Genomic DNA, 12,806 nt, shown 5'->3' on the forward strand with positions numbered 1-12,806 from the left:
GATCGGCACGATCACAGGATCAAGGGCGAACTGCCGATTCAAATCGTGTCGCATGGTAAACGAAGGACGCACCTCTGGGTCTCAAGTGGCCAACGCGGCGGCCGAGACTTCGCCGAGGGCCACCTCGCGGCCGAGCTCTTCGATGCAGTTGCACCGATCTGCGGCTGAATTGCACGATTGAGAGGCGCGCTTTGCCCGCGTCAACTCGCGCCCGGCGGCAGCGAAATAAATCCGGACTGTTGCTCGGAGAGGGCCGTTCGGCCGCAAGCCGCTATTGCACGTCGAGCGGCACGGTTCCCGTCGCATGGCCGCTGGCGTCGGTCGTGATCTTCTCGACCCGAGCCTCCGCCTGGCGCAGCAGCTCCTCGCAGCGCCGCTTCAGTGCTTCGCCGCGCTCATAGATCGCCACCGACTCCTCGAGCGGCACCTTGCCGTCCTCGAGCCGCTTCACGATCGATTCCAGCTCCTCGATCGCGCGCTCGAACGACAGCTTCTTGACGTCGGTTACGGTGTTGTCCGCCATGCGGGTTCCCTGCAGCTCACTCAACTCCGGGGCCGTGCTTTTACACCCCGGTCGCGGCCATGTCAGGCCCCGCCGGGGGTGGGATCGGCTGGAACCTGGGGATCACGCCCCAGTCAGGGCCGCAACGTGGGCTGAGACGGATTCTTTAAGCCCCTGAAGGTCATAGCCGCCTTCCAGGACCGAAACGACCCGCCCGCCGGCGGATTTGTCGGCGAGATCCATCAGCTTGCGGGTGACCCAGCCGAAATCCTCCGCCCGCAGGTTCAGCGACGCCAACGGGTCGCGGTAATGGGCGTCGAAGCCGGCCGAGATCATCACGAGCTCGGGGCTGAACTTGGTGAGCTGCGGCAGGATCAGGTTTTCGAAGGCGGAGCGGAACTCGAGGCTGCCGTCCTCGGAGGCCAGCGGCGCGTTGACGATGGTGTCGTGCTCGCCGCGCTCGCCGCGGGCGCCGGTGCCCGGGAACAGCGGCATCTGGTGGGTCGAGCAGTACATCACGCTCTTGTCGGCCCAGAAGATGTCCTGGGTGCCGTTGCCGTGGTGGACGTCGAAGTCGACGATGGCGGCGCGCTCGATGCCGAAGGTGCGCTGGGCATAGCGTGCCGCGATCGCGACGTTGTCGAAGAAGCAGAAGCCCATCGGCTTGGCGGTCTCGGCATGATGTCCGGGCGGCCGCACTGCCACGAAGGCGTTGCGGTGGCGGCCGGACATCACGGATTCGGTTGCCGCGACGGCGCCGCCGACGCCGCGCATCACGGCTTCCCAGGTGCCCGGCGACATCGAGGTGTCGCCGTCGAGATAGATGATGCCCGAGGTCGGGGCCATCTGGCGCAGCTCGGTGACGTAGTGCTCGTTGTGGCAGAGCAGGGCCAGCTCGATATCGGCCTCCGGGGCCTCGTCGCGATCGAGCAGGGCGAAGCGCTCCTCGGTCAGGGCCTCCTCGACCGCCCGCAGGCGGTCGGCGCGCTCTGGGTGGCCGGACGGCGTGGCGTGATCGAGGCAGGCTTCATGAGAGAGATACAGCGTCGACATCAGGGCTCTGCCACTCGCGCGTTGCGGGAGTGCCCAATCTATGCGCTGAACGCAGCCTCGGAAAGAGCCCCGCGGGCGATATGACCGGCTTTCCGGCGGGCGCGGCAGGCGTCACGAAGCCTTGTTGACGATGCGGCCGCGCGGCGGCGGGGCCAGCGGGCTGTTGGACTTGAGATAGGCGAACAGCGCCTCGTCGTCATAGGGTCCCGTGATCGGATCGCGGCCGCTCTTGAACGCGGTGAAGCCGTCGCCGCCGAGCGCAAGGTAGTTGTTGATGGTGACCCGGTAGGACGCGGCGAGGTCGATGGCCTTGCCGTCGAGCATCATGCTGGCGGCATCGATCCGCGTGCCCGCGGACTGTTTCGCATCGAAGGCATAGGAGAAACCGCTGGAAATCTGCAGGATGCGCGGCCGCGCCGGGTCGAGCCATTGCTGCTCCAGCGCGGCCTTGATCTCGGCGCCGGTCAGGGTGACCGTCGTCAGCTGGTTGCGAAACGGCTGGCTCGCGAACACGTCGGCATAGGTCACCGCGCCGCCGTCGCGGCGAACGAGATCGGTCCGGATGCCGCCGGGATTGGTCATCGCGATGACCGCGCTTCCCTTGTCCGCCGCGGCTGTCGCTGCGAGTTGGGCATCGGCGATGACATCGCCGAGCACGCTCTCGCCGGAGGCGTTCGGCAGCCGCGACAGTGTCGCGGCGAGCACGCCGGCGGGGCGGTTGGCGTAAGGCGCCGCGAGCTTCTCATAGGCGTCGATCAGCGCGGTCTGCGCCGGATCCTTCGGCAGGGTGGTGTCGACGACGATGTTCGTCGCGGTGGCGCTGATCACGTCGCGCGTGGTGCGGTCGAGCTTGACGTCGATCGCCGTCACCAACGTGCCGAACTTGTCGCCCGAGGTGACGAGCCGCTTGTCGATGGTGCAGACATAGGCCTGATGGGTATGGCCGGAGATGACGATGTCGACGGCGCTGTCGAGCTCCTTGACGATGTCGACGATCGGTCCGGACAGTCCGGGGCATTCGTTCATGCCGCCCGAGGGCCAGCCGCCCTCGTGGATCAGCACGACGATCGCCTGCACGCCCTTGGCCTTCAATTCCGGGATCAGCGCGTTGACGCTCTCGGCCTCGTTGCGGAAGTCGAGGCCGGCCGCGCTCGCCGGCGAGATGATGCCGGCGGTCCCTTTCAACGTCAGCCCGATGAAGGCGACCGGGATGTCCTCGAAGGTGCGGATCTCATAGGGTGGAAACACCGTCTTGTCGGTGCCGGCGAGGAACGTCGACGCCGCGAGATAATGGAATTTGGCGCCGGTGAATGGCTGCGGCCCGCCGCAGCCGTCGGTCGGATGGCAGCCGCCGTTCTGCATCCGCAACAGCTCGGCCTTGCCCTCGTCGAACTCGTGGTTGCCGACAGCCGACAGCGCGAGCCCCATCTGCGACATCGATTCGATGGTCGGCTCGTCGTGGAACATCGCCGACAGGAACGGGCTCGCGCCGATCAGGTCGCCGGCGGCGACGAAGATCGTGTTGGGCTGGCCGTCGGCGAGCAGCTTGACGAGGCTCGCCATGTGCTCGGCGCCGCCGGCAGGAACGACGGTGGTCTTGGTTGGATCGGCGGGATCGGCGACGCGGATGCCGGAGGCGGGCGGCTTCAGATTGCCGTGGAAGTCGTTGATGGCGAGGATGCGCAACGCCACCGGCTCGTCCTCGGCCGATGCCGGCGGGCCGGCGATGCTGGCAACGGCGGCACCGGTCAGCAGGCAGGCGAGGGCGAAGCGGGAGAGACGGCTCATGGCAGGGTCACGTGTGATGCAGGGGCCGCGGGACGAAGCGCGATTGCCCCGCCGCGGTCGCAATGACATAAAATGATTTCACAACAACAATACATCGGGAGGCCGGAATGAAAAGAATGATGCTGCTCGCCGCCACACTGTCGCTCGTGGCCGGCTCCGCTGCAGCGCAATCGCTGCCGGACCTGATGAAGCAAATGGTCGCGGCGTGGAATAAGCCGACCGAGCCGTTCAAGGTGATCGACAACGTCTATTACGTCGGCACCAACGGGCTCGCCTCCTACCTGATCACCACGCCGCAGGGCCACATCCTGATCGATACCGTGATGCCGGAATCGACCGCGCAGATCGAGGCCAGCATCGGCAAGCTCGGCTTCAAGGTCGCCGACATCAAATACATCCTGAACACCCACGCCCATATCGACCACACCGGCGGGCTGGCGCAGGTCAAGCAGGAGACCGGGGCGCAGATGGTGGCGGGCGCCAAGGACGTGCCGCTGCTGGAAGGCGGCTTCTATCCGGGCCGCGAGGAGGAGCGCTATCTCGGCTTCCCGCCGGTCAAGGTCGACCGCGCCGTACGCGAGGGTGACACCGTGACGCTCGGCGGCGTCACCTTGACGGCGCACGAGACGCCGGGCCATTCGCCGGGCTGCACCAGCTGGACGACCGACGTGAAGGATGGCGACGCCACCCGCAGCCTGATCTTCTTCTGCAGCGCAACGGTGGCGCTGAACCGGCTGGTCGGCCGTCCCACCTATCCGGGCATCGTCGACGATTACAAGAAGACCTTCGCCTGGGCCAAGACGGCGCATCCCGACATCCTGCTGGCGCCGCATCCGGAGATGTACGACATGGCCGGAAAGCGAGCGAAGATTGCCGACGGCGCGCCCAACCCGTTCGTCAAGCCGGGTGAATTCAACGCCTATCTCGACAAGCTCGAGACGCAGTTCAACGAAGGCCTCGCCAAGCAGACGGCTGCGCTGCAGTCCGCAAAGTAGTTGCGGCGTCCGCTATGCTGGATCGGCGGCGGCGAGCCGGTCCAGTGTGAAGCCGGAGAGGTCGACGCACGGCGTCTCGCCCCGGGCCATCGCCGCGAGCGCCTCGCCGACGGCCGGCGAATGCTTGAAGCCGTGGCCCGAGCAGGCCGAGGCATAGATCACGTCGGCGTCGCCCGGATCGTGGTCGATGACGAAGCGGCCGCCCGGCGCGTTGGTATAGAGGCAGACCTCGCTGCGCAGGCAGCGCGGGCCGAGATCCGGCACGAAGGGGCGGACATAGGTCTCATAGGTCGCGGCGATTTCGTCCGCGGTCACCTCGCGCGCCACGTCGTCGGGATCGGTCTCGCCGGTCATCACTTCATTTGCGATCTTCACGCCATTGTCCTGCGAGCCCAGCCAGGGAAAGCCATAGATGTCGGAGGCCGCGCGATCGCGGCCGGTGACGTCCCAGATGAACACCGGCGTGCCCGGTCCAAAATGCTGCGGATTCGACAGGAGCTCGAACCAGTACAGCACTTGCCGGGTGACGTGGACGCGGCGGCGCAGCGGCGCGATCATCTCGGTGATCCATGGTCCGGTGGTGACGATCAATTTGTCGGCCGACGCCGTCGTGTCGTCGTCCATGGTCACGGTGAGGGCGCCCGCGGCACGGCGAAACGCTGTCACGCGCCGGCCGGTCAGCAACTCGGCGCCATGGCGCGCGGCGACCGCGAGCTCGGTGCGCACGCAGTCCTCGACCAGGAGATAGCCGCCTTCTCGATCGAGAAAGGCGCGATCGCCGGGCGCGGTGGCAAAGGCCGGATAATCCGCGCGCAACCGCTCCGCGGAAAGCGTCTCGCCGTCGACGCCGTGCAGCCGCGCCGCGGTTTCGATGTTGCTGAAGAACTGCGCGCTGCTGACGCCGTGGACCTCGCCGCCGTGCTGGCTCGGAATGAACAGGCAGCCGCATTGTTCGAACAGCCGCGTGCTGGTTTCTCGCTCCAGCGCGCGCCAGATCGCGTGCGAGCGCTGCGCCAGCGGCGTGTAGTCGACGCCTTCGCCGATCGCCGCACGGGTGATGCGGGTCTCGCCATGGGTCGAGCCGAAGCGGTGCGGCGGCTGGAAGCGATCGATGCCCAGCACGCGCCTCCCGGCCTTGGCGAGATGCAGCACGGCGGCGCTGCCGACCGCGCCGCAGCCGATCACGATGACATCAAACTGCGCCATGCGCGCCCGCCGCGGCCTCGCTCATTTCTTCTTCTTGCGCGATAGGAACGCCTTGAACGCGCTGACCGCCTCCTCGGAGGTCATGCGCTCGGCGAACAGATAGGCCTCCTGGTCGATGCGCCGGGTCAATTCGTCCGGCGCGGTGCGGATCAGCTTGCGCCCGATCGCCACCGCCTCGGCCGGCAGCCGGCAGATGTCGCGCGCCACCTTGTGCGCCTCGACCTCGGTATGGCCCGGCGCCACCACCGTGTTGACGAAGCCGGCGATCTGCGCATCCGTCGCCGTCATGGTGCGCCCCATCACCAGCATCGCGAACGCCCGCTGATAGCCCATGGTCTGCGGCATCAACAGGCTCGAGGCGCCCTCGGGCACCAGGCCGAGATGGATGAAGGGCGTCGAGAACGTCGCCGTGGTGGAGGCCAGCACGTAGTCGCAGTGAAACAGCATCGTCGTGCCGATGCCGATCGCGACGCCGTCGACCGCGGCGATGATCGGCTTGACGTTATGCGCCAGCGAATACAGGAACTTGGTCGCCGCCGAGGTGCGCGCGGCGTCGTTGCCGGCCGACCCCGCATGCAGGAAGTCCTCGAGGTCGTTGCCGGCCGTGAACACGCCAGAGCCGCCGGTGATGATGATGCATCGCACCAGCGGATTGTTCTGCGCGGTGTCGATCGCATCGCTCATGCCGAGATACATGGCCTGGGTGATCGCGTTCTTCTTCTCCGGGCGCCTGAGCTTGATCGTCCGCGTCTCGCCCTCGTCGGTCACGATCAGATGGTCGGTCATGGGCCCCTCATGCGTGTGCGCCGGCCGCTGCGTTGCCGCCGATCAATTTGTCCAGTCCTGCATCTCGCCGCAGCCTACATCATCCGCTGGTCGCGCCAAGGGCTGAAGCGGTCATTGGTCGCGGAGGGAATGCGGGCGTGATCGCAGGCGAGCGCTCGCCATGATACTCGCCGTGGTTTACGAGTGGTTTGCAACAGCATCGGTGTCCGCTATCGTCCCGCGCAGAACTGCGATCTTTTGCAAGGCAATTCGATGACCAAGGTCTTTTCAGTGCTGCTGTCGCTGCTGCTCTGTCACGCCTTCCCGGGGATCGCTGAGGCTGCCGCCACCAACCGCGCGCTGCTGTCGCTGTTCTGCGCGCCCGGCGCGATCGCGGGCACCACCTGCAAGCGCGCCAGATCCTATCCCGACTCCCAGGGGCGCCGCTGTGACGTCACCCTGAAGCCGGAGCGGCAGCAGGGACGTTTCCTGGCCTCCAGCAATCCGCTGCTGGTCGTGAGCTATGGCAGCGGCTGCGAGCCGCACGCGACCGATTTCGGCGGCGCGGTCGTGTTCGAGCAGGTCGGCGGCGCCTACAAATTTCGCGGCTTCCAGCCGGGCATGCAGGTGAATGAATGCGTCATCTCCACCACCAGGGACGAAGCGCAGGACGTGCTCGTCTGCCTGACCGGGCATATGGGGCAGGGGGCGGTCGAGACCGGCGTGGCGCGCGTCGGCTTCGCCAGTGCCAGCGGCGGGTCCATCGAAATGTCCTACGATTTTCTGCTGCAGGCCGAGGACACGACGGGAGCCTACCTGACCAACATCGTTAGCTGTTCGGAGCGGCTCAAATATTTCGGCCTGTCGAAGCTCGCGGCCGGGCCAACCCCCGGCAGCGTGGTCGCCGCCGCCAGCTACGCCGATCGCGAGACGATCAGCACGGCCTGCGCCAAGGGCTTTCCGAAGCCGAAGGACGCGGAGGACATGCGCGAACTCGCACCGGGTGAAGCCTTTGTGCCGGACGGTTACGCCAAGAGCGGCAGCGTCATCATCGAGATTGCAAGCCGCTCGGCAAAGTTGCGCTGAGTCTGCCGCGGTCCAGTTGTCGCGCCTCAGCGTGATCCGTCCGGGCGGGGCGGGGCAGCCGGCGGGCGCGGGCCGGCGGCCGGCGATGCCTGCTGTCGGACAGCCTCGCGCCGCAGTGCCTGCTCGAGCACGATCAGCCGCGTCGCCATGCGGGTCAGCTCGTCATGCACGGAGCCCTGAACGCCCTGCACGGCATGCTGCACCTCGCGCAACGCGTCGCGCTGGGTCTCCGCCTTGAGCACCCTGAACTCGGCCTCGATCGAGGTCAGGCGGTTGTTGACCGCCCTGATCGCCTCGGCGATCTCCTTCTGGCCGTCCTGCAGCGCGCGGACATGATCGACCAGCCGCAGATGATCGGTCAGCTCCTCGACCGTCTTGCCGATATTGCTGCGGCCCCACATTACTTCACCGACCTCAGCAGGGTCCTGATCGTCGCCAGATGGTCCTCCGGCGATCCGAGCCGCGCCGAGATCGCGCTCATCAGATCCTTGCGCAGTTCCGACAGTTCGTCCTCGGGCACGATGCGCTCGACGGCCTCATCATAGGCCATCCGCCGCGGCTCGACCTCGACGGGGCGCGGCGCGACGTCGAAATAGGGTGGCCGCTCGTACACCGGGATGTGCGGCGCCTGGCGCGATGACGTGACGCGCGCGAGACTCGGAAACCGTGGTGGCGGCGTGCGCGCCGGACGTTCGATCTGATCGATCAGCGCCGCCAACGCGACGTCCATATTGCTGTCGTCAGGCTCATCGTCGACAACGTAGGACGGCTTCCGCAGTGTCGCCCCATTCGCGGGCGATGATGACGTGAATGACGATGCGTGGTCGCGGAGTCGCGCGATGACCCGGCGGACTCGCGCGCCGAGACCTGGCTTCTCCCTGGCCGGTGTTCGCATCAACATGTCACTCTCCAGCGGAACAGCTTAGGCGAGCAGGGAAAAGCTTAGCAAGAGGCAGTCGTCGAGCTGCCAACAGGATGTATGGCGGTAGCCGGCGCAGATGCTTGCGCGCGCCGGTCCCACAGGTCCGTTGCCGGGGTGTCGTCTGCGCCCGCCTATAGTGCGACAGTGTGCATAAGAAGCGACCGGCGCAGGCAGCCGGCGCTCGGGTTCCGGGGCGAGAGGTAAGGAACAACCATGTGGTCGGGCCGTTCGGACATGACTGCGTCCCCTCCAACGCTCCGAGGCCCCCGATGTATCACCACGTCAAGAAGCTGATGTTCACGGTTCGTGTCGACGAGCCCGATCCGCGCTTCGGCAACATGCTGCTTGAGCAGTTCGGCGGCGCCAATGGCGAGCTCGCCGCCGCCATGCAGTACTCGATCCAGGGCCTCAACTGCGAGGATCCCGACCGCAAGGACCTGTTGATGGACATCGGCACCGAGGAGCTCAGCCATCTCGAGGTCGTCGGCACCCTGGCGCGTCTGCATCTGAAGCCGTCGAAGTTCGATCGCGAGGCCGCCGAGGCCGATCCCTTGATCGCGATTGCCGGCGGTGGCGGTGTGAACCTGTTCAACTCGCAAGGCAATGCCTGGACCGCCGATTATCTGAAGATCACCGGCGAGCTCGACGTCGACCTGCGCAGCAACATCGCCGCCGAGGCGCGCGCCAAGATCGTCTACGAGCGGCTGATCAACTTCACCGACGATGCCGGCACCAAGGACGCGCTGCAGTTCCTGATGACGCGCGAGATCACCCACATGAAGGCGTTCGCGCTGGCGCTCGAGAGCATGGGCAAGCCGGCCTTCAGCATCGGCCGCCTCGCGCCGACGCCGGGCCTGGTCGACCAGTTCTTCAACGATTCCACGGGGGCCGGCGATCATGGCGAGATCGATACCCGCGGCCCCTGGAACGAGGGCGGCGACTGGGTCTTCACGGAGTCGCCGGCGATCCAAGCCGGTGAGCCCGGCGCGGCGTCGTCGATCGTCACCGAAAGCTCGCCGCCGGCCGACGAATCCGGCCTGAGCGATCTGCTGATGGACGAGCTGCGCGACATTCTCCATGCCGAGAAGCAGCTCACCAAGGCGCTGCCGAAGATGGCCGAGGCCGCGCGCTTCGATCAGCTGCGCGAATTGTTCGAGCAGCATCTGGTCGAGACCGAAGCGCAGATCGAGCGCATCAACGAATGCTTCGAGCTGCTCGGCAAGACGCCGTGGGCAAAGCCCTGCAAGGGCATGATGGGCCTCATCGAGGAGGGCCAGGAGATCATGACCCAGGCCGAGGACAAGGAGGACGCCGCCGCCGACCTTGCGCTGATCGGCGCCGCGCAGCGCGTCGAGCACTACGAGATGTCGGGCTACACGACCGCGCGCAATCTCGCCTCCCAGCTCCGCCACAGCGCCGTCGTCGCGCTGCTGTCGAAGTCGCTGGCCGAGGAGGAGACTGCCGATCAGCTCCTCAACCAGGTCGCGCGCTGCTTGATGTCGGTCGCCAAGATGCCGGCCGCGATCGAGCAGGCGTGAGGTGGGGAGCGGGACCTGCGCGGCGCTTGCGCCATGCAGGCCGCCGTGGCGCGCAGACGCCACCGTGGAGCGCAGTGCAGACATTGCGTCACAACAACTGTCATCGCCCGCGCAGGCGGGCGATCGAGTACTCCGAAACGGTCGACTTCAGTCGAGACGCCGCGGCGTACTGGATACCCCGCCTGCGCGGGGTATGACGACCATTTTCAGGGCGCCGCGTGTGCCCTGAAGGAGGGGTCGAGCGTCACGCCTTCGGCCGATATGCTCTGCATCTTGCGAGCGCCGCTCTCTCCCCGGCCGTCATTGCCTGGCATTCACGCGCGAACGGCGCAGCCGTTCGACGCAGCGCGCGGGAGCCCGGAATCCATAACCACAGGCGATCATGGCCGGACGAGAGCCATCCCTTGCGAATCTTTCGCCCGCTTACTCCGTATAGCTGTGCACCCGCTCCGCCCTGCGGAAATGGTTCGTCGACAGGCAACGCCGCGCCCGGCTGATCTGCGCATCGGTGGCGCCGCGGCTGCGCGCATACATCTCGGCCACCTCGGCCGTGTATTTCTCCACGTAGTAGCGCACCTCCGAACAGGACATCCGGGTCTCAGGACCGGCCTCGTTGGCCGCCTGTACCTCGGACCCCATCGCCAGGATCAGAATCCCCGCACCGATCACACCCCGCAACATCGACATCCTCCCCATTGTCGCAGCTGCCTGCTAACAGGCGTGACTCGGAGCGAGGGCGCAAATTAACAATGACACGCGCGTGACATCATCAGCGCAGTGTGGCTTCGCGGTGTCACCGGACGTGACGGTTGAGCATCGCTTGCAACCGTCGCCGGGCGGAATGGCCTGTCCCCCGTGCCGCCCTGACAGTGTTGAGAGATCGAACGGTTCCGGCTTCGGAACCTACGCCTCCGGTCGAGACGGCATCATCAGCCCTGAGCGAAGGCGTGTCGCGCGTCCTGCGAGGCCTCAGGTCGTCACGGTCGTGCTCGCCGTGCCCGCGCTGCCCGAGACGCCGTTGCTCACGGCGCTGTTGGTCGCGCCTTGCGCGTTGTAGGTCTGCGCGCCGTTGCTGCTGCCGTCCGAGCTGGCGGCAGTCTTGGTCACCTCGGTTGAACCGTCGGAATAGGTGATCGTCGTGGTGGTGACGCCGTCGAGCGTGATCGAGACCTCGCTGACGACGGTCTTGCCCGACGACGAGCCGCCGCTGCCGGAGGAGCTTTCCGACGTGCTGTCAGCCGAGCTCGTGGCCGACGAGGATGACGTCGCAGATGTCGCCGAGGTGGATGATGTGGCCGAGGTGGTCTGCGACGAAGGCGCCGCGAGGGGCGTCGTGACGGAGCTGATCGACATGGGACTCTCGCATGAAGAAAGGGCAGGTGCCGCACGGGGCGCGGCACGCTTCTTCAACGCAGCCTCCGCGCCAAGCTGGCGCAATGAGTTGCGTCTGAGTGTGTCCGGATGCTGCGGTCTTCATGCGGGGTCATCGAAACTTGCGGCCAGCCGCGCCGTCCGCGGTATAGTCTTCTGTCGCAGGGTGGCACACCGAGACGTTGCGGATCACCTTCGCGCCTCTCTTGCTCTCCCGGCGCAAGTTCGGACTGATGGCGAAGAGCGGGGAGAGTGATTGCCAAGCGCCGGCGCCGCGCTCTAGTCTCCCTCACGCATGACCGTCGCACTCTCTCCCCAGCAAGCCTCACTCGTCGCGGAAACGGGTGCGCTGCACATCGCGGCCGCGCTCGATGCGTCCGCCCTGCGCGCTCTCTTCGAGGCGCTGTCCGGCCACGCACCGGAGCAGGCGGGCAGCCGGCTGCACGGCGTCGCGGCGCTCAGGCCGTTCCTCGCCAATGCCGGACCGGTCGGCGCCGCCGCTGCCGCGGTTCTCGGTGACGCCACTCGCCCGGTGCGGGCGGTCTATTTCGACAAGACGGCCGCGTCGAACTGGGCCGTGCCCTGGCATCAGGACCGCACCATCGTCGTCCGCGAGCGCATCGAGGTCACCGGGTTCGGGCCCTGGACCATCAAGGGGGGCCTGCAACACGTCGCGCCGCCCTATGAGGTGCTCGCGCGCATGGTCACCCTGCGCGTCCATCTCGACGCCGTGCCGGACGGCAACGCGCCGCTGCTGATCGCTCCAGGCTCGCACCGCCTCGGTCGCATTTCGGAAGGCGATGTGGCCGCGACGGTCGCGCGCTGTGGCACGGCGACGTGCTGCGCCGACGTCGGTGACATCTGGCTCTACGCGACGCCGATCCTGCACGCTTCGGAGCCCTCAACCCAGCCCGGCCATCGCCGGGTGCTGCAGATCGATTTTGCCGCGGACGAACTGCCGGGCGGGCTGGAGTGGCTCGGGGTCTAGACGAAGAGAGGGGCCGAGCAGCCGCAAAGTCACCTGCGGTGGCGTGCGGGCGGAAAGCGTGTTCATTCGCCTGCGCGCTGACGATCCGCAGCCATCCTATTTGCCTATTTGCCGAGGATCTTCTCCGCCGCGGTGACGATGCTGACCGTCGGATGCTCGGCGCAGTACTTGCCGAACTTCTTGGCGTTCTCGACGAATATCTCGGTGTCGAAGATCGCCTCGTCCTGGTCGCCCTTGTACCAGCCGTCGAGCCAGATCAGCACCATCTTGATACCGTCGTCGCCGCTTTCGACGAACTGCTTGCAGCTCATGGTGGAGAGATCGAGAACGACGGCCGACGCCGGCGCGGACGACAGCATCAGGGCCGCGGCAAACAACGTCGCAACGACAGATTTCATATTCTTGCTCCGAATGGATTTGGTGAAAAACAACGAACTATGCAGAGGCTTCGCGAATGAGGAGCCGAACTGCGTGACCACGGTCGAGCCGGCACCTGAGCAGATAGAACTGGCTGGATCGATGGCGGAAGTCAAGAACGGCAGCGGCTTCAATCAGAGGAAGCGCGGCGGGCTACGCCTTCGGCTAGCTGGCC

The 12,806-nt window shown here is 66.6% G+C and carries 14 protein-coding genes; 4 read left to right on the forward strand and 10 right to left on the reverse strand.

Annotation, left to right across the window (positions count from 1 at the left end):
• Positions 1-271 precede the first annotated feature (271 nt).
• The 3 genes from QX135_RS07135 to QX135_RS07145 all read right to left on the reverse strand — a co-directional run bounded on the left by QX135_RS07135 (position 272) and on the right by QX135_RS07145 (position 3,343).
• Positions 272-523 carry an exodeoxyribonuclease VII small subunit gene (locus QX135_RS07135; protein ID WP_315740877.1) on the reverse strand — a complete coding sequence of 84 codons (252 nt, stop codon included), beginning with the start codon at positions 521-523 and terminating at the stop codon, positions 272-274.
• A gap of 102 nt (positions 524-625) precedes the next feature.
• The gene (locus QX135_RS07140) at positions 626-1,555 is read right to left on the reverse strand and encodes a histone deacetylase family protein (RefSeq protein ID WP_316176781.1); all 930 of its coding nucleotides are present in this window, start codon (positions 1,553-1,555) and stop codon (positions 626-628) included.
• Positions 1,556-1,666: 111 nt separating this feature from the next.
• Positions 1,667-3,343, reverse strand: a complete 1,677-nt coding sequence (locus QX135_RS07145) for a bifunctional metallophosphatase/5'-nucleotidase (RefSeq protein WP_316176780.1) — start codon at positions 3,341-3,343, stop codon at positions 1,667-1,669.
• A 107-nt stretch (positions 3,344-3,450) separates the two neighbouring features.
• On the opposite strand from QX135_RS07145, the gene bla reads away from it, so the two are divergent.
• Positions 3,451-4,338 (forward strand): subclass B3 metallo-beta-lactamase, encoded by an 888-nt coding sequence (gene bla, locus QX135_RS07150; RefSeq protein ID WP_316176779.1) that lies wholly within the window; start codon positions 3,451-3,453, stop codon positions 4,336-4,338.
• 12 nt (positions 4,339-4,350) lie between these two features.
• Here bla and solA read toward each other — a convergent pair whose 3' ends face one another.
• Both solA and QX135_RS07160 read right to left on the reverse strand, forming a co-directional pair.
• Positions 4,351-5,544 (reverse strand): N-methyl-L-tryptophan oxidase, encoded by a 1,194-nt coding sequence (solA, locus tag QX135_RS07155; protein ID WP_316176778.1) that lies wholly within the window; start codon positions 5,542-5,544, stop codon positions 4,351-4,353.
• A gap of 21 nt (positions 5,545-5,565) precedes the next feature.
• Complete coding sequence (locus QX135_RS07160; protein WP_315758028.1) at positions 5,566-6,330, reverse strand: crotonase/enoyl-CoA hydratase family protein; 765 nt, start codon at positions 6,328-6,330, stop codon at positions 5,566-5,568.
• Between the two features lie 252 nt (positions 6,331-6,582).
• On the opposite strand from QX135_RS07160, the gene QX135_RS07165 reads away from it, so the two are divergent.
• Positions 6,583-7,395, forward strand: coding sequence for a hypothetical protein (locus tag QX135_RS07165; RefSeq protein WP_316176777.1), 813 nt, complete (start codon positions 6,583-6,585; stop codon positions 7,393-7,395).
• Between the two features lie 26 nt (positions 7,396-7,421).
• On the opposite strand, the gene QX135_RS07170 is transcribed toward QX135_RS07165, so the two are convergent.
• Positions 7,422-7,796, reverse strand: a complete 375-nt coding sequence (locus tag QX135_RS07170; protein ID WP_315772929.1) for a hypothetical protein — start codon at positions 7,794-7,796, stop codon at positions 7,422-7,424.
• Positions 7,796-8,125, reverse strand: coding sequence for a hypothetical protein (locus QX135_RS07175; RefSeq protein ID WP_315772931.1), 330 nt, complete (start codon positions 8,123-8,125; stop codon positions 7,796-7,798). Before QX135_RS07175 ends, QX135_RS07170 begins: the two co-directional genes overlap by 1 nt.
• 461 nt (positions 8,126-8,586) lie before the next feature.
• On the opposite strand from QX135_RS07175, the gene QX135_RS07180 reads away from it, so the two are divergent.
• A complete protein-coding gene (locus QX135_RS07180) occupies positions 8,587-9,855 on the forward strand; it encodes a DUF892 family protein (RefSeq protein ID WP_316234006.1) in 1,269 nt (422 codons plus the stop codon).
• A gap of 423 nt (positions 9,856-10,278) precedes the next feature.
• On the opposite strand, the gene QX135_RS07185 is transcribed toward QX135_RS07180, so the two are convergent.
• The gene (locus QX135_RS07185) at positions 10,279-10,536 is read right to left on the reverse strand and encodes a hypothetical protein (protein ID WP_315740867.1); all 258 of its coding nucleotides are present in this window, start codon (positions 10,534-10,536) and stop codon (positions 10,279-10,281) included.
• A 288-nt stretch (positions 10,537-10,824) separates the two neighbouring features.
• Positions 10,825-11,208, reverse strand: coding sequence for a hypothetical protein (locus QX135_RS07190; protein ID WP_316176776.1), 384 nt, complete (start codon positions 11,206-11,208; stop codon positions 10,825-10,827).
• Positions 11,209-11,521: 313 nt separating this feature from the next.
• On the opposite strand from QX135_RS07190, the gene QX135_RS07195 reads away from it, so the two are divergent.
• Positions 11,522-12,214, forward strand: a complete 693-nt coding sequence (locus tag QX135_RS07195) for a phytanoyl-CoA dioxygenase family protein (protein ID WP_316176775.1) — start codon at positions 11,522-11,524, stop codon at positions 12,212-12,214.
• 104 nt (positions 12,215-12,318) lie between these two features.
• Here QX135_RS07195 and QX135_RS07200 read toward each other — a convergent pair whose 3' ends face one another.
• Positions 12,319-12,612 carry an HdeA/HdeB family chaperone gene (locus QX135_RS07200; protein WP_316176774.1) on the reverse strand — a complete coding sequence of 98 codons (294 nt, stop codon included), beginning with the start codon at positions 12,610-12,612 and terminating at the stop codon, positions 12,319-12,321.
• Positions 12,613-12,806: the final 194 nt, after the last annotated feature.

It is taken from the genome of Bradyrhizobium sp. SZCCHNR1098, assembly GCF_032489375.1.
Taxonomy (GTDB): Bacteria; Pseudomonadota; Alphaproteobacteria; order Rhizobiales; family Xanthobacteraceae; genus Bradyrhizobium.